This is a genomic window from Methylobacterium sp. E-016 (genome assembly GCF_022829745.1).
Taxonomy (GTDB): domain Bacteria; phylum Pseudomonadota; class Alphaproteobacteria; order Rhizobiales; family Beijerinckiaceae; genus Methylobacterium.
Genome location: NZ_JAKSYF010000156.1, coordinates 223,200 through 239,135, shown reverse-complemented (window position 1 = coordinate 239,135; position 15,936 = coordinate 223,200). Strand labels below are relative to the sequence as shown.

9 protein-coding genes and 1 other RNA gene are annotated in these 15,936 nt (G+C 73.9%); 4 read left to right on the top strand and 6 right to left on the bottom strand.

Going from position 1 to position 15,936, the window contains the following annotated elements; translation table 11 throughout:
- Positions 1–306 precede the first annotated feature (306 nt).
- Positions 307–2,091 carry an acyl-CoA dehydrogenase C-terminal domain-containing protein gene (locus tag MKK68_RS24165; RefSeq protein ID WP_147844357.1) on the bottom strand — a complete coding sequence of 595 codons (1,785 nt, stop codon included), beginning with the start codon at positions 2,089–2,091 and terminating at the stop codon, positions 307–309.
- Between the two features lie 286 nt (positions 2,092–2,377).
- On the opposite strand from MKK68_RS24165, the gene MKK68_RS24160 reads away from it, so the two are divergent.
- Both MKK68_RS24160 and MKK68_RS24155 read left to right on the top strand, forming a co-directional pair.
- The gene (locus MKK68_RS24160) at positions 2,378–5,743 is read left to right on the top strand and encodes a hypothetical protein (RefSeq protein WP_244033141.1); all 3,366 of its coding nucleotides are present in this window, start codon (positions 2,378–2,380) and stop codon (positions 5,741–5,743) included.
- 149 nt (positions 5,744–5,892) lie between these two features.
- Positions 5,893–6,330 carry a DUF3429 domain-containing protein gene (locus MKK68_RS24155; protein WP_147729576.1) on the top strand — a complete coding sequence of 146 codons (438 nt, stop codon included), beginning with the start codon at positions 5,893–5,895 and terminating at the stop codon, positions 6,328–6,330.
- Positions 6,331–6,403: 73 nt separating this feature from the next.
- Here the strand turns inward: MKK68_RS24155 and MKK68_RS24150 are convergent, their stop codons facing one another.
- From MKK68_RS24150 to MKK68_RS24135, 4 genes are all read right to left on the bottom strand, one after another.
- Positions 6,404–6,727 (bottom strand): YbaB/EbfC family nucleoid-associated protein, encoded by a 324-nt coding sequence (locus MKK68_RS24150; RefSeq protein ID WP_147729577.1) that lies wholly within the window; start codon positions 6,725–6,727, stop codon positions 6,404–6,406.
- A 65-nt stretch (positions 6,728–6,792) separates the two neighbouring features.
- A complete protein-coding gene (locus MKK68_RS24145) occupies positions 6,793–8,721 on the bottom strand; it encodes a DNA polymerase III subunit gamma/tau (RefSeq protein ID WP_244033131.1) in 1,929 nt (642 codons plus the stop codon).
- A gap of 89 nt (positions 8,722–8,810) precedes the next feature.
- Positions 8,811–8,909, bottom strand: an RNA gene (gene ffs / locus MKK68_RS24140) — signal recognition particle sRNA small type.
- A 100-nt stretch (positions 8,910–9,009) separates the two neighbouring features.
- Positions 9,010–10,284, bottom strand: coding sequence for an O-antigen ligase family protein (locus MKK68_RS24135; RefSeq protein WP_244033130.1), 1,275 nt, complete (start codon positions 10,282–10,284; stop codon positions 9,010–9,012).
- A 218-nt stretch (positions 10,285–10,502) separates the two neighbouring features.
- On the opposite strand from MKK68_RS24135, the gene MKK68_RS24130 reads away from it, so the two are divergent.
- A complete protein-coding gene (locus MKK68_RS24130; protein ID WP_244033129.1) occupies positions 10,503–11,384 on the top strand; it encodes a polysaccharide deacetylase family protein in 882 nt (293 codons plus the stop codon).
- A 137-nt stretch (positions 11,385–11,521) separates the two neighbouring features.
- On the opposite strand, the gene MKK68_RS24125 is transcribed toward MKK68_RS24130, so the two are convergent.
- Positions 11,522–12,208: a YoaK family protein gene (locus MKK68_RS24125; RefSeq protein WP_244033128.1), complete on the bottom strand. Its 687-nt coding sequence runs from the start codon at positions 12,206–12,208 to the stop codon at positions 11,522–11,524.
- Positions 12,209–12,430: 222 nt separating this feature from the next.
- Here MKK68_RS24125 and addA point away from each other — a divergent pair, with 222 nt between their 5' ends.
- A complete protein-coding gene (addA, locus tag MKK68_RS24120) occupies positions 12,431–15,883 on the top strand; it encodes a double-strand break repair helicase AddA (RefSeq protein WP_244033127.1) in 3,453 nt (1,150 codons plus the stop codon).
- Positions 15,884–15,936: the final 53 nt, after the last annotated feature.

Below are 15,936 nucleotides of genomic sequence, written 5' to 3'. Positions count from 1 at the left end.
GGAGCGCGCGCACGGCCGTCTCGGCCAGGGGGAGGGAGTTGACGGCGGGGAGCAAACCGGCCGGGTTGACGGGGCCGCGGGGGGTGCGGAAGTGGTCGTAGATGAAGGCGTCAGTCATGGCGTTTCCGTTGCTTTGTCCTGCTTGCGCAGCCGCACCGCTAACGCTCTCCCCGCTGCGGGAGAGGGTGGCCCGCGAAGGGGGTGGGGAGAGGGGAGCGCGTCGTCCGGAGAGGTCGCGCCCCTCGCCGGACCCTCGCTGGCGCGAGGCCCACCCTCCCCCGCAGAGGGGGGGAGGGAAGAACTCCCTCAGAACGCCTCGGCCGGCAAGGCCATGGTCGTGTCCGCGCCGGCCTTGACCCGCCCGAAGCGCATCGCGGTCTCGGGCAGCACCCGCTCCATGTAGAACCGGCCGATGGCGAGCTTGGCCTCCATGCGCTCCGGCCGCTCGGCCTTCTTGGCGTTCGCCGCCTTGGCAATCTTGCCCCACATGTAGCCCATCGCGACGAGGCCGAGGAGATGCATGTAGTCGGTGGCGCCGGCGCCGGCGTTGTCCGGCTTCGAGAACGCGTTCTGCATGAACCACATGGTGGCGCCCTGCAGGTCGTTGAGCCCGGCCTGGAGCGGCCCGGTGAAGGGTTTCAGCGCCTCGTCCTCGCCGTTGTCCTTGATGAAGGCCTGGACCTCGCCGAGGAAGGTCATCATCGCGCGACCGCCGTCCTTGGGCAGCTTGCGCCCGATCAGGTCCATCGCCTGGATGCCGTTGGCGCCCTCGTAGATCATCGCGATGCGGGCATCGCGCACGAACTGCGACATGCCCCATTCCTCGATGTAGCCGTGGCCGCCGAACATCTGCTGCGCCTCGACCGCGTTGGCGAAGCCCCGGTCGGTGAGCACGCCCTTGACCACGGGGGTGAGCAGGCCGAGCAGGTCGTCGGCGGTCTGGCGCTCCTTCGCGTCCTCGGAGCGATGCGAGATGTCGGATTGCAGCGCGGTCCAGAGCATCAGCGCGCGCGCCGAATCGTTGAAGGCGCGGATGCCCATCAGCGTGCGGCGCACGTCGGGGTGGACGATGATCGGGTCGGCAGCCCTGTCCGGCGCCTTCGCGCCGGTGAGCGAGCGGCCCTGCAGCCGGTCCTTCGCGTAGGCCACGGCGTTCTGGTAGGCGACCTCGGATTGGCCGAGGCCCTGCACGCCGACGGCGAGCCGCGCCTCGTTCATCATCACGAACATCGCGTTGAGGCCGCGGTTCTCCTGGCCGACGAGCCAGCCGGTGGCGCCGTCGTAGTTCATCACGCAGGTCGAGTTGCCGTGGATGCCCATCTTGTGCTCGATCGAGCCGCAGGACACGCCGTTGCGCGCGCCGACCGAGCCGTCCGCGTTCACCAGGAACTTCGGCACCACGAAGAGCGAGATCCCCTTGGTGCCGGCCGGCGCGCCCTCGATCCGGGCGATGACGAGATGGACGATGTTCTCCGACAGGTCGTGCTCGCCCGCCGAGATGAAGATCTTGGTGCCGGTCAGCGCGTAGGAGCCGTCGCCGTTCGGCACGGCCTTGGTCTTCAGGAGGCCGAGATCGGTGCCGCAATGGGGCTCGGTGAGGTTCATGGTGCCGGTCCAGGCGCCCTCGACCATCTTCGGCAGGTAGGTGCTCTTCTGCTCGTCCGAGCCGTGAACCAGCAAAGCCGCCATCGCCCCCTGCGTCAGGCCCGGATACATCCCGAGCGCGAGGTTGGCGCCGGAGGCGAATTCCTGGATCGCGGTGTTCAGCGTGTGCGGCAGCCCCTGGCCGCCGTATTCCTCCGGCACCGACAGGCCCATCCAGCCGCCCTGGGCGTAGGCGTCGTAGGCCGCCTTGAAGCCCTTGGGCGTCGTCACCGAGCCGTCGGCCCGGCGGAGGCAGCCTTCGAGGTCGCCGACGCGGTTGAGAGGGGCCAGCACCTCGTCGGCGAGCTTGGCGCCCTCGTTCAGCACCGCCTCGACCATGTCCGGCGTGGCTTCGGAGAAGCCCGCGAGGTTGGCATGGTTGTGGAAGCCGAGCACGTCGTTGAGGAGGAACAGGGTGTCCTCGACCGGGGCGCGATAGCTCGGCATGTGTCGATCCTCCAAGGGGGCGGAGGCCCTGCCCGGTCCGTCGTGGAGCGGTGGGTCTCTCGATAGTTCATATATAAACTATCCCGCCGTCCGGGGGCAAGAGGGGTGCGGCCGGGTTCCGCGGTTTCGACCGATGCAACCCATGTTCGACCTCTTAACCCGGTGTTTACCAAGAAAGTTAATGGTCCTGGACAACCGATCCGAGGACCGCGTTCCGGACACGTCGCAAGCGTGCGCGAACGTGGCCGGGGCCCGGTGCCGAACGCCGCCGAACGCAGGCCCGATGATGACCCGAACCGCGACGCCGAGCTTCGACAACTTCGATCCCGACGTGCTCGATGCTGCCCGCGACGTGGCCCGCCGCGCCGGCGTTCCGCTGGAAACGTGGATCGCCTCCGTCGTGCCGGACAAGGCGAAGGCGGGCTCGGTCAAGGCGGCGGCGAAATCCAGCACGAAGGTGCCGCGCCGCCCCGCCTCGGATCTCGGGACGTCCCGGCCGGCCGCACAGGCCGCGCCGGCTCCCGCCGCCGCGACGATGCCCGACGCCGCCCCGGACGGCGCTCTCGGCGCGACCATCCAGGCCCTGCTCGCGCGCATCGACGGGCTCGACCGCACCCTCGCCGAGGAGCGGCTGTCGGTAGAGGACGCCGCCCAGCGCCGGATCGCCGACATCGAATCCCGCATCGGCGCGGCGATCGGCGCCAGCGCCGCCCCGGTCCAGCAGGTCGCCGAGCGCCTCGGCGACATCGAGCGCCGGATGTCGGCGTTGGGCGAGCAGCTCGCGGCGACCCGGCCCCCGGGCCGGCGCGGCCGCCCGGCGGCCGCCGAGATCCAGGATGCGGTGCAGGACATCCGCCAGCGCCAGCGCGAGCTCGGCGAGAACGCCGGCGCCAGCGTGGTCGCGACCATGCGCGAGGACATCGCCCGCCGCCTCGACGCGACGGTCGAGGACACCGCGCTGCCGGACACCGCGGTGTCCGAGCTGCGCCGCGAGACGAACCGGCTTCGCGAATCGATCGGCCATCTCGCCACGCGGCGCGACCTCGGCGCCCTGGAGCAGGCGGTGATCTCGCTGGCCAGCGGCGTCGAGCGCGCCGGAGCGCCGGCGGACCTCGCCGCCATCGCCGAGCCGATCGAGCTGATCCGCGCGCAGGTCGAGCGGCTGGCCGACGACGTGGCCGAGAACGTCCACACCCGCGTGGCCGGCGAGGTCGAGCGCCTCGCCTCCCGGCTCGATGCCGTCGTCGCCACCGGGCACGGCAGCGCCGTCGATCACGACGCGCTCAAGCACCTGTTCGACGAGATCGAGGAGATCCGCCGCCTGATCGCGGCGCTCGCCGGGCCGGAGCGGATCCAGAGCCTCGCCGCCGGCGTCCAGGCGATCAGCGCGCAGATCGCCCAGCTCCAAAAGGCCGCGACCGCGGGCAGCGACACCGCCCTGCGCCCTCTGCTGGAGGAGATCCGCAGCGGCCTCAACGCCAGCGTTCCCGCCCCGGCGGCGCTGGTCGACCAGATCGACGCGATCGCCTCGAAGCTCGACGCGATGCAGGCGGGCGCACACGGCGCCGACGCGGCCAGCTCTCAGGCGATCCTCGGGCGGATCGACGCGCTGTCGGACAAGGTCGACCGCGTCAGCACCCAGCCGGTGGGCGACCTGATCGGGCGCCTGGAAGGCCTCGGCGAGAGCCTGCGCATGCCGGCGATGCCGGGCGGCGACGTCGCCTCGATCCACGCCATGCTGCGCAACCTCGCGGAGAAGGTCGACCGCGTCGGCGCGCGCTCCGGCGACGACGGCCTCGACGCCCTGGAAAAGCAGGTGGTGTCGATCGCCGACCGGCTCGACGCCCGCAGCGGCGACCCGACGCTCGCAAGCCTGGAGCGGTCCATGGGCGACCTGCTCAAGCAGGTCTCCGCGCTCCGCGACGAGGCGCCGATCGAGGCCGCCGTGGCCCGTGCCACCCGCAGCGCCGTCGCCGATTCGATCGGCGGGCGCGGGAACGCCGAGACGAGCGAGTTCGGGCTGCTGCGCGCCGGCCTCGCGGACATGCAGGCCCGGCAGGCGGCGTCCGACCAGCGCCTCGCCACGACGCTCGAAGGGGTGCAGACCGCCCTCGAGCGCCTGACCGGGCGCCTCGATGCGCCCCCGGCCGCCGCGCCGGCCCGCGCCCCGATCGGCAACCGCGCGGTGCCGCTGGAGGAGCGCCTGCTCGCCTCGACCACCGTCGAGGCGCCGCGCCCCCGCACCGCCCGGCGCCCGGAGCTTCCGAGCGCCGCCGCGACGGGCCCCGAGACGGCCCGGGCCGGCGACGAGCTGCTGGAGCCCGGCGCGGCGCGTCCGTCCAAGGACGCCGCCCCCCGGGAGCGCCAGGCCCGCGACCGGGCCGAGCCCGCCGAGGCGGACGGCGCGACCGACATCAAGACCAACTTCATCGCCGCCGCCCGCCGGGCCGCCCAGGCCGCCCAGGCCGAGGTCGCCTCCGAGGCCGACCTCTCGGCCGGCCGCCGCGAGCCGCGCCCCGCCGCCCGCCGGCCGATGCCGGACGCGGACGCGGCCGGCGACGGACCGGTCGCGCGCCTGCGCGCCGAGATCAACCGCCGGCGCCGGCCGCTGCTGCTCGGCCTCGCGGCGATCGTGCTCGCGCTCGGCGCCCTGCAGGCGATCAGCATGCGCCCGACCGCGAACGGCGACACGGCGCGCGCGCCCCAGCCGCCGACCGTGCTGGCCGACACCAACGCGTCCGCCGCGCCCAAGAGCGACCCGAAGGCCGAGCCTGGCGCGGACAAGGCCGAGCCGGCGATGCCGGCCGAGGCCCGCCCTGCCCCGGCCGACCCGCAGACCACGCAGGCGCTTGCCACCGCCGCCCCCGCGGAGGCGAAGGCGGCGCAGGCCCGGAGCGCGGTGCCGCAGGTGTCGAGCATGGCCTCGCTCGCGGGCGACCTCGCCACCCTGCCCGCCGGCCTGTCGAAGCTCCGCCAGGCGGCGCAGGACGGCGACGGCACCGCGGTCTGGGAACTGGCCGGGCGCGCCGCGGACGGGCGCGGCCTGCCGCGCGACCTGTCGCTGGCGGCCAAGCTCTACGAGAAGCTCGCCGGCGCCGGCTACGCGCCGGCCCAGTACAAGTACGCCGGTCATTACGAGAAGGGCGCCGGCCTCGTGCGCGACCTCGACAAGGCCAAGATGTGGTACGGCCGCGCCGCCGAGCAGGGCCATGCCCGCTCGATGCACAACCTCGCGGTGATCTACGCCGAGAACCCGAGCGCGACCGGCAAGCCGGACTATGCCTCGGCCGCCTCGTGGTTCAGGCAGGGGGCCGAGTACGGGGTGCGCGACAGCCAGTACAACCTCGCGGTGCTCTACGCCCGCGGCCTCGGCCTGACCCAGGACCTCGCGCAATCCTACGCCTGGTTCGCCGCCGCCGCCGCGCAGGGCGACGAGGATGCCGGCAAGAAGCGCGACGACGTGGCGACCAAGCTGAGCCCGGCCGACCTCGCCGCGGCGCGCAGCATCGCCGCGAACTTCAAGCCGCACCGGCTCGACCGCGCGGTCAACGAACCCCCGGTCGCCAAGGACGCCGCCGGGCCGATGACTCTGCTCGGCGCCCCGGCCCCGATCGCTCCCGCCCTCGGCCAGACCGCCCGCAAGGGGGTCTGAGCGCGAGCGCACGGGTGGCCCGGACCGGCGTTCCGGGCGGCGGAAGCTTGACCATGATGCCGCAGTGCGGGAACCCTCCGCGGCGGCGTTCGTAGGATACGTGATTCGATATGCGACCGCCGATCCGCAGCGGGCAGCCCGGAGGTCGGATGGCGCGCGTCTCCCCCGTACCGACCGGCGCCGTCCTCCTTGGCGTCGCGGGACTGATTCCGTTCGTCGGCTTCGCCGCGCTCGCCGTCAGCGGCAGCGACGGCGGCCTCGGCACGATCGGCCTGTCGCCGCGCACCATCCTCTCGGCCTACGGCGCGGTGATCGCGTCCTTCCTCGGCGGCATCCGCTGGGGCGCGGCGGCGGCGCGCAACGCCGGCAACGCCGACTACCTCATCGCCATCGTCCCGTCGCTTCTGGCCTGGGCCGCGCTCGCGGCCCCCGCCCCGTGGGACCTGCGGACCCTCGGCATCCTGGTGCTCGCCTGGGGCGTGGTCGACCAGGACCTCGCCCGGCGCGGCCTCGTCCCGGTCTGGCTCGGTCGCCTGCGCCTGGTGCTTTCGGGCGTCGCCGGCGCCGCCCTCCTGGTCGCGGCCTGATCGTCGCGCGGGTCGCCGACCGTCGACGACCCATTCCCCCGGCGATCGGCCTGCGCGGGACCCGGCCCGGGCCTCAGAACGGCAGCTTCATGCCGGGCGGCAGCGGCAGGCCCTTGGTGAGCTCGGCCATGCGCTCCTGCGCCGCCTGCTCGGCCTTGCCGCGCGCGTCGTTGACCGCGGCGAGGATCAGGTCCTCGAGGATCTCGCGCTCGTCGGCGACCATCAGGCTCGGGTCGATGGCGACGGCCTTGACGAGGCCCTTGGCGGTCATCGTCACGCGCACGGAGCCGCCGCCGGAGGCCCCCGAGACCTCGACCGTGTCGAGCTCGGCCTGGAGGCCGGCCATCTTCTCCTGCATGGCCTGAGCCTGCTTCATGATGCCCATGATGTCGCGCATGCGGATCGGTCTCTCGTTCGTGGGGTGAAGCGTGATCTGGGAAGCCGGGCGGGCGGATGCCAGCGTCAGGCGTCGTCGGCCTCGCCGTCCTCGGTCGCGGCCTCGTCGAGGCCTGCCGGGGCTTCGAGGCCTGCGGAGGCCGCCTCGGGGGCGTTGTCGCGCACGTCGACGATCTGCGCGCCGGGGAAACGCGCCAGCACCTCGCGCACCAACGGGTGCGAGGCGGCGTTCTCGCGGCGGCTCTCGATCGCGGCACGGGCCTGCGCGTCGAGCGTCGGCGCGCCCGCCTCCCGCGAGGGCGTGACGATCCAGCGGCGGCCGGTCCACTGCTCGAGCGCCTTGGCGAGGTCGGCATGCAGAGAGGGGCGCCCGCCGTCCGCCTGACGGAACTCGATGCGGCCGTCCTCGAAGCGCACGAGATGCGCCTCGCGCTCCAGCGCCGACTTCAAAAGGATGTCGCGGCGGGCGTCGGCGAGCGCCACCACGTCCTCGAACCGGGACAGGCGCGGGCCGGCCGGCTCGGCGGGCCGGCCCTGCACCACGGGCGCGGGCGCGACCGGTGCCGGGACCAGGACCGGACGCGGCGGCGGAAGCGGCCGGGCCTCCGGCAGGGGCCGCGCTTCGGCAGGCGGCGGTACGGCGGCCGGCTCGGGCGCCGGAGGCGGCACCGAGACGGGGGCCGGCGCAGGCGGCGCGATCGCGCGGGGCGCCGGGGTGGTGAGGGCTGGTCGAGCCGGTGCGTCGCCCTCCTGCGCACCGGCGGCGAGCGCTTCGGCCCTGAGTTGTCGCAACGCCTCGTCCGGTGTCGGCAGGTCGGCGGCGTAGGCGAGCCGCACCAGGGCCATCTCGGCCGCGGCGAGCGGGCGGGCCGCACTCTGCACCTCGGGTATCGCCTTCAGCAGGATCTGCCAGGCCCGCGACAGCGCCCGCACGGGCAGGCGGCCGGCGAAATCGCCGCCACGCCGCCGCTCGATCTCGCTCAGCGTCGGGTCGGCGGCCGCCGCCTCCGGCGCGAGCTTCAGCCGGGTGACGAGGTGGGTGAAGGCGGCGAGATCCGAGAGCACGACCGACGGGTCGGCACCGGACTCGTACTGGCTGCGCAGCTCGGCGAAGGCCGCGGGCACGTCGCCGCGCATCACCGCCTCGAACAGGTCGAGGATGCGGGCCCGGTCGGCGAGCCCGAGCATGTCGCGCACGCCTGCGGCGGTGACGGCGCCGGCGCCGTGGGCGATGGCCTGGTCGAGCAGCGAGAGCGCGTCGCGCACCGAGCCCTCCGCCGCGCGCACGATCGCGGCCACCGCCTCGTCCTCGGCGCCGACGCCTTCGGCCGCGCAGATCTTCTGGAGATGGGCGGAGAGCACGTCGGCCTCGACCCGGCGCAGGTCGAACCGCTGGCAGCGCGACAGGATGGTGATCGGGACCTTGCGGATCTCGGTCGTCGCGAACACGAACTTCGCGTGCGGCGGCGGTTCCTCCAGCGTCTTCAGGAACGCGTTGAACGCGTTGCCCGAGAGCATGTGGACCTCGTCGATGATGTAGACCTTGTAGCGCGCCGAGACCGGCGAATAGCGCACGCCGTCGATGATCGCGCGCACGTCCTCGATGCCGGTATGCGAGGCGGCGTCCATCTCCAGCACGTCCATGTGCCGCGATTCCATGATCGCCTGGCAATGGACCCCGAGCCCCGGCATCGCGATGGTCGGGCCGGTGTCGGGCGCGCCGACCGGCGCGTAGTTCAGGCCGCGGGCGAGGATGCGGGCGGTGGTCGTCTTGCCGACGCCGCGCACGCCGGTCAGCATCCAGGCCTGCGGGATGCGCCCGGCCGCGAACGCGTTGCCGAGCGTGCGCACCATCGCGCCCTGGCCGATCAGGTCGTCGAAATCCTTGGGACGGTATTTGCGCGCCAGCACGCGGTACGGCGTCTGCGCGAGGGCAGGCGCCGGAAACCCGGGCAGGCCCGGCTCGTCGTCAGGCGTGCCGGTGCTCGCGTCCATGCGCTCTTCGGGGGTGCGTCTTCGCTCTTCGCGGTCGTGCCTTGGCCGCCGCTGCGGGCCGATCGACCCGCGGTTCCTGCGGTGGAACGAGGTGGGAGGCTGGACGAAGACCCGCTCGGTCTCGTTAGGGCTGCTTCCTTCCGGACCTGACCCGGTTGGCGAGTGAAACGTCCCTCGCCAACCTCCCGCGGCCTATATGGCGGGAGCTTCCGGCGATGGCAAGCGGGCGGGGCGCCGGGTCCCCGGCTGCAACCCCCGGCGTCGACGGCCGGGCCGGACGCGGCGCGATCAGGCCTGCGCGCCCGCCGGATCGCCGCTCCGCGTCATCGCGGAGGCCGCGAGCACGAGGGCGAAGCCGAACAGGAACACCTGGTTGATCGACAGCTCCTCGAACATCAGCGAGGGCACCATGAACAGCACCGTGTAGAACGGGAGCGGGCCGAACCGCTGGGGGGCGAGGATGATCCGGACCGTTCCGGCCAGGAAGGCGAGCACGACGAGGACGCCGCTCTGGAGCGCGAGGGTGACGACGGCGTTGTGCGGCGTGCCGACGCCGGCCATCATCAGCAGCTGGTTCTCCTTGGAGACGTTGCCGAGGCCGAACGGATGGGCGGCGGCAAGCTGCAGCCCGGCCGCGGTCGAATCGAGACGCTCGAGGATGTTGCTGTCGGCGTGGCTGTCCGCGACGAACCGCTTCTCGATCGCCGACTGGAGCTGCTCGGGGACGGGGGCATAGCCGGTGGCGCTGAACAGCATGACGAGCCCGCAGATGGCGGCGGCCCCCAGCAGCACGGCGTAGACGCTGACGCTCTTCCGGAGGATCAGCCCGAGTACGATCGCCGGCAGGAAGAGCCCGGCGCGGTTGTTGGTCAGCGGGAAGCTGACGAGCAGCGCGGCGAAATACGCGATGTAGATCGCGCTGCGGCCGGTGCGGTGCCAGAGGTAGGCCGCAGCGGCGCCGGCGAACGCGAAGACGTGCCCGGTCTCGTTGCCGGCGGCCCACAGGCCGCCGAGCTTGTCCTTCATGAACAGGACGAGTTCCGGCTCAAGGCCGTCGGTCGGCACCGCGAGCCCGACGCCGATGAGGTCGATGCCGGCCGAGGCTGCGACCAGGACCAGGAGCGACCCGGCGAAACCTCCAAGCGTGCCGGCCGCGAAGCTGTCGGCGCCCGCCGGATCGCGGAGCAGGATCACGAGCTGCGTCGCCTGGACGAAGTACAGAAGCAGCACCAGGGTCAGGTACAAGTCGCCCTGCTGGACGTCGGCCTTCGCCAGCAGCGAGGCGACGAGCAGCATGACGACCACCCCGATCGGCAGGGCCCGCGCCAGGAGCGTGGACAGGATGCGCGGGCGGAGCAGGAAGTACGGGATCGTCAGGAAGGGCAGCGCGTCGGACAGGCGCATGAACGGCAGCCCGAAGGTCGAGGTCAGCACGTTGAACTGCAGCGCGAAGCCGACGCCGAGGATCACGAGCCGGTCGAGACGGCTCAGGGACGCGCCTCCGGACACTGCAACCGCACGCTGCGGCTCGGCCGGGACGATTCCTCCCATGGCGATCCGCATGCACGCCTCCTCGAAGACCGGCACCCTCGGCGACCGGAGAGGGCCGACCTTGCACGGGATACGTTTGGAAAGGCTTGCGACGGCGGACGAAGAGAAGGGCTGATCCCGGCTGGCCGGCGGGCGCTGCGGATTGCACGTCGCCGCTCCGTTGCCCCCCGCCCCTTCTACCCCATGTCCCGTCGCAGCATCCCCGAGTGCGTTCGGAAACCGGAGGACGGATGGACAGTTCGAAGGGCCACGGCCGCTACGGCTACAGCGCGCTGCCGGACCGGCCGCTCTACGACTGGCCGGGTGGCCGGCGCCTGGCGGTCTACGTCGCGCTCAACCTCGAGACCTTCGATTTCGGGTCGGGGCTCGGCGCCGAGCTCGCCCCCGGCGGGCCGCAGCCCGACGTGCTGAACTATGCCTGGCGCGACTGGGGCAACCGGGTCGGGGCGTGGCGGATCAAGGCGATGCTCGACGCGCTCGCGCTGCCAGCGAGCGTCCTGGTCAACAGCCGCCTCTATGCGGATTGCCCCGGCCTGATCGAGGCCTTCCGCGCCCGCGGCGACGAGATCGTCGGGCACGGCCGCACCAACGCCGAGCGCCAGGGCAGCCTCGACGAGGCGGGCGAGCGCGCGCTGATCGCCGAGGCGACGGCGCTGCTGACCGAGCATGAGGGCCGCCCGCCCGCCGGCTGGCTCGGCCCGTGGATCTCGCAGTCGACGGCGACGCCCGACCTCCTGGCCGAGGCGGGCTACCGCTACCTGCTGGACTGGGCGCACGACGACCAGCCGACGTGGTTCGGGACCCGCGACGGCGGCCGCATCCTCTCGGTGCCCTACCCGCAGGAGCTGAACGACATCCCGGCGATCGTCGCCCGCAAGGAGACCGGGCGGCAATTCGCCGACGCGATCTCCGACGCCTTCGACGAGATGCTGGAGCAGTCGCGCCACGCGCCGCTGGTGATGGGGATCGCGCTCCACCCCTACATCGTCGGCCAGCCGCAGCGCCTGCGCCCCCTGCGCGCGGTGCTGGCCCGCATCGCCGCCCACCGCGACACGGTGTGGCTCACCACCGCGGGCGCGATCGCCGGGCACGCGGTGCAGGTGATGGGCTGAGGCGGTCCCGTCGCGACGGGACCAGCACGGAGGACGGCGCCGCCTGACGTGAGGGCCTGGAGGCTCGCCGCGAGTGGTGAACCGGGGTCGGCGTCTCAACCGAACGCGGATGGTCCGCGCATAACCCGACGCACCGGTCATCGCGGCGGGGTCGGGTCCGGAACGGCCAGCAACCCGATCAGCACCAGAGCCGGCACGAGCACGCACCAGAAGGACAGGGCGGCGACCCCGAACGCGCCGGCCAGGGCACCTGCCGCGAAGGCCAGCACCGCGGACAGCGTGCGCCGCAGGCGGGCGCCGGCCTGCGCGCCGAGCTTGGTCCCGCACAGGTGGTCGGTGATGTCGATGACGGCCTGCGTGACGTTCACGGTCATCACCGTCGTCGCGGCGAGGTGGCCGATCACCAGGCGCCCGATGCCGTTCTGGATGCCCATCGCGGCGACCCCGAGCATGCCGATGCCGATCGCCCGCGCGCCGTCCGGCGAGCCGAGCGGCGACAGGGCCGCGCCGAAGTTCGCGAAGGCGATCAGGACGGCCGCCTCGAGGGCCAGCAAGGGGCGCAGCGGCGACGTTCCGCGCCGCTCCAACGCCAGGGCGATCAGGCGCGTGAGCGCGACGGCCAGGATGAAGGTCGGCAGGGCGAGCAGCTTGGCGAGGACGCCGGTCGAGGTCGAGACCAGCTCCGCGCCGATCAGGACGAAGTTGCCGGTGACGTGGGCGGTGAACAGGCCGGTCAGGGCGATGAAGGCGGCGGCGTCCACGAAGCCGGCGACGAAGGCGAGCCCGACGCCGATCACGGCGTCCCTGAGCGATGGGGTGAACACGATGCCTTGCTCTCCTGCCCGTCCGAGCCGGTCGCCGCTCACCATCCGCCGAGCGCCCGGGGCGCGGACCTTCCAGGCGTCCGGGCCGGACCGCAAGCGGGCGCTCGCCGGGCCGAGCCCAGGCCGCGACACCGCCTCGCCGCGGCCGCGCTTGCGATCCGCGCGCCCACGCCCGATGGTCCGCCCGTCGCGGGCCGCGGGGCGGCCCCTGGGGATGCGTTCATGAGCCGCCAAGCGGGCGAGGCCTTCGTCGTCGATCCCGGAACCGAGGACGCGCAGCGCCGCGCCGCCGACCCGCGCGCCTCGGCCTGGGTCTCGGCCAATGCCGGGGCCGGCAAGACTAAGGTGCTCACCGACCGGGTGGTGCGCCTGCTGCTCGACGGGGCCGCGCCGTCGCGCATCCTGTGCCTGACCTTCACCAAGGCCGCCGCCGCCAACATGTCGATCCGGATCTTCCGGACGCTGGGGCGGTGGGTGACCCTCGGCGACGCGGCGCTGTCGGCCGAGCTCGCCGCGCTCACGGGGCGCACCGCCTCGCCGACCGACCTCGATGCGGCGCGGCGCCTGTTCGCCCGCGCGGTCGAGACGCCGGGCGGGCTGAAGATCGAGACGCTGCACGCCCTGTGCGAGCGGCTGCTGCACATGTTCCCGTTCGAGGCCAACGTGCCCGCCCGGTTCGCGGTGCTGGACGAGAACCTGTCGCGCGAGATGTTCGCCAACGAGACCGACCAAGTGCTGGCCGCCGCAATCGGCGGCGACGCGCGGCTCGGCCACGCCCTCGACCTCGTGACGCCGGAGGCGACGGGCGATGCGCTGCGCAAGGCGATCCGGCAGGCCATGGCCGCGCGCACGGTGCTGGCCGCGCGTGGCGGGCTGACGCGGCAATTCGCCCGGCTCGGCACCGCCCTCGGCCTCGCCGCGGGCCAGACCGACGCGTCGCTGGTGGAGACGATCCTGAACGGCGGGATCTCCGACAAGCCGGCCTTCGCCGAGCGCCTGCGCACCGGCAAGGCGACCGACGAGAAGCTCGCCGACGGCCTGCTCGCGGCCGAGGCCGCCGACGGCCGGCCGGAGGCGCTCGACCTCTATCGCGCGGTGTTCTTCACCGCCAAGGACGAGCCGAAGGCCGACAAGAGCCTGGGCACCAAGGCTGTCCCCGAGGACGTGCGCGCGGCGCTGATCGACGAGCGCGACCGGCTCGCGCCGCTGTTCGACGCCCTGCGCAGCGCCCGGGCGCTCGCCCGCACCGAGGCGCTGTTCACCCTCGCCGCCGAGATCCACCGCCGGATCGAGGCGCAGAAGGCCAAGCTCGGGGCGCTGGATTTCGACGACCTGATCCACAAGACCCTCGACCTGCTCGCGCGGGTCGACGCCGCCTGGGTGCTGTACAAGCTCGACCGCGGCGTCGACCACGTGCTCGTGGACGAGGCGCAGGACACCAACCCGCAGCAATGGCAGATCCTCGACCGGATCACCGCCGAGTTCGCCACCGGCGCCGGCGCGCGCGAGACCCTGCGCACCCGCTTCGCCGTCGGCGACCCCAAGCAGTCGATCTACAGCTTCCAGGGCGCCGAGCCGCGCGAGTTCGCGACGATGCACGGCAAGTGGAAGGGCGAGGCGCGCTCGGCCAAGCTCCGGTTCGAGGACGTCGACCTGAAGCTGTCGTTCCGCTCGACCCTCGGCGTGTTGCGGGCGGTCGACGCCACCTTCCACCTGCCCGAGCACTACGACGGCCTCGGTTTCGACGATGCGGCGGTCGGTACCGTCCACACCACGGCGCGGGCCGGCGCGCCCGGCACCGTCGAGCTGTGGCCGATCGCCGAGCCGGTGGAGGAGGTCGAGCCCGACGCCTGGGCCGCGCCCGTGGACGCGCCGGAGGCCAACGCGCCGGCGATCGTCACCGCGCGCCGGATCGCCCGCGCGGTGCGGACCTGGGTCACCGCGGGCGACACCAGCGGCCGGGTCTGGCGGCCGGGCGAGGTGCTGGTGCTGGTGCGCAAGCGCGGGCCGGCCTTCGAGGAGGTGATCCGCGCGCTGAAGGGCGCCGGCGTGCCGGTCGCCGGCCAGGACCGGCTCGACGTCGGCGCGCACATCGCGGTGGCCGACCTCGTCTCGATCGGCCGCGCCGGGCTGCTGCCCGCCGACGACCTGACGCTGGCCTGCGCGCTGAAGACGCCGCTGGTCGGGCTCACCGACGAGGATCTCGTCCGCATCGCCGCCGGCCGCGACCGGTCCGAGACGCTGGAGGACGCGCTCGCCCGGCATGCGGACGCGGGCGACCCGGCCGCGATCGTCGGGCGCGGGGCGCTGGCCGGCTGGATCGCGGCCGCCGGCGCGCAGGGGCCGTTCGGGTTCTACGCCGCCCTGCTCGGGCCCGGCGAGGGCCGGGCCCGCCTCGTCGCGCGCCTTGGCGGCGAGGCGGGCGACGCGATCGACGTGTTCCTGCTCGGCGCGGCGCAGGCCGAGGCGGGCGCGGACGCACCCTCGCTCGCCGGCTTCCTGGCGCGCTACTGCGCCGGCGGCCGGGGCGAGGCCGGCCACACGGTCAAGCGCGACATGGAATCCGGCCGCGACGAGGTCCGGGTGATGACCGTGCACGGCGCCAAGGGCCTGGAGGCCCCGGTGGTGGTGATGATCGACGGCTGCGAGGCGCCGGGCGGCAACGACCCGCCGCTGCTGGCGATGCCGGGCGACGTCCCGCCGGTCTGGTCGAGCGCGAAGCCCTACGATTCCGAGGCGATCGGCGCGGCGCGCGAGAGCCTGCACGCGCGGGCGCGGGAGGAGCACAACCGCCTGCTCTACGTGGCGATGACGCGGGCCGCCGACCGGCTCGTGGTCGCGCCGTTCCGCGGCCAGACGCCGGTGGGCCCGACCGCCTGGTGCGAGATGATCCGCACCGGGATGGTGCAGGCCTTCGGCGAGGGCGAGGCGGTGGAGACCGCCTACGGGCCGGCCACCCTGTGGCGGGACGGATCCGGGCCGGAGACCGGGACCGCGCCGGCCGAGGCGGCGCCCGAGCCCGGCGCTCTGCCGTCCTGGCTGCGCGAGCCGGTCGCGGCCGAGGCGGCCCCGGCGCCGCCAATCAGCCCGTCCGGCGCGATGCGCGCGACCGACGGCGAGCGCCAGATCCCGCCGCGGCAGGCCGATACCGAGGCGCGCCGGCGCGGCAAGCTGATCCACGCCCTGCTGGAGCACCTGCCGCGCCTCGACCCGGCCGCCCGCGAGAGCGCCGCGACCGCCTTCGTGGCCGCCCGCGCGCCGTCCTTCTCGCGCCCGAAGCGCGCGGCGATCGTGCAGGCGGCCCTGAACCTCATCGCGACGCCGGACCTCGCGCCGCTCTTCGCCCGCGAGGCGCGGGCCGAGGTCAGCCTGTCGGGGCGGGTCGTGGTCGCGGGCATCGAGCGGCCGGTCTTCGGCCGCATCGACCGCCTCGCGGTCGCCGACGGCACGGTGCGGCTCGCCGACTTCAAGACCGGGCGCCCGCCCGCCGAGGGCGCGCCGCCGCCGCGGCCCGAGACCGCGCAGATCGCCCTCTACGCTCGCCTGCTCGCGCGGATCTACCCGGACCACGCGATCCGCCCAATGCTGGTCTGGACCTCGGGACCGGTGATCCGGCTCCTGAGCGAGGCGGAGATCGCGGAGGCGCTGGCCGGGCTCGGGCTGGCCGCGGCGTGACGCGGCCGCACGCGGCAGGGTCCTGAGCGGCCGGGTCCTGAGCGCCCGGGTCC

Excerpts from the sequence above, each read along its gene's own strand:
- MKK68_RS24150 (WP_147729577.1), bottom strand. The coding sequence starts at position 6,727 with ATGCGCGACATCATGGGCATCATGAAGCAGGCTCAGGCCATGCAGGAG.
- addA (WP_244033127.1), top strand. The coding sequence starts at position 12,431 with ATGAGCCGCCAAGCGGGCGAGGCCTTCGTCGTCGATCCCGGAACCGAG.
- MKK68_RS24165 (WP_147844357.1), bottom strand. The coding sequence starts at position 2,091 with ATGCCGAGCTATCGCGCCCCGGTCGAGGACACCCTGTTCCTCCTCAAC.
- MKK68_RS24135 (WP_244033130.1), bottom strand. The coding sequence starts at position 10,284 with ATGCGGATCGCCATGGGAGGAATCGTCCCGGCCGAGCCGCAGCGTGCG.
- MKK68_RS24160 (WP_244033141.1), top strand. The coding sequence starts at position 2,378 with ATGACCCGAACCGCGACGCCGAGCTTCGACAACTTCGATCCCGACGTG.
- MKK68_RS24145 (WP_244033131.1), bottom strand. The coding sequence starts at position 8,721 with ATGGACGCGAGCACCGGCACGCCTGACGACGAGCCGGGCCTGCCCGGG.
- MKK68_RS24155 (WP_147729576.1), top strand. The coding sequence starts at position 5,893 with ATGGCGCGCGTCTCCCCCGTACCGACCGGCGCCGTCCTCCTTGGCGTC.
- MKK68_RS24130 (WP_244033129.1), top strand. The coding sequence starts at position 10,503 with ATGGACAGTTCGAAGGGCCACGGCCGCTACGGCTACAGCGCGCTGCCG.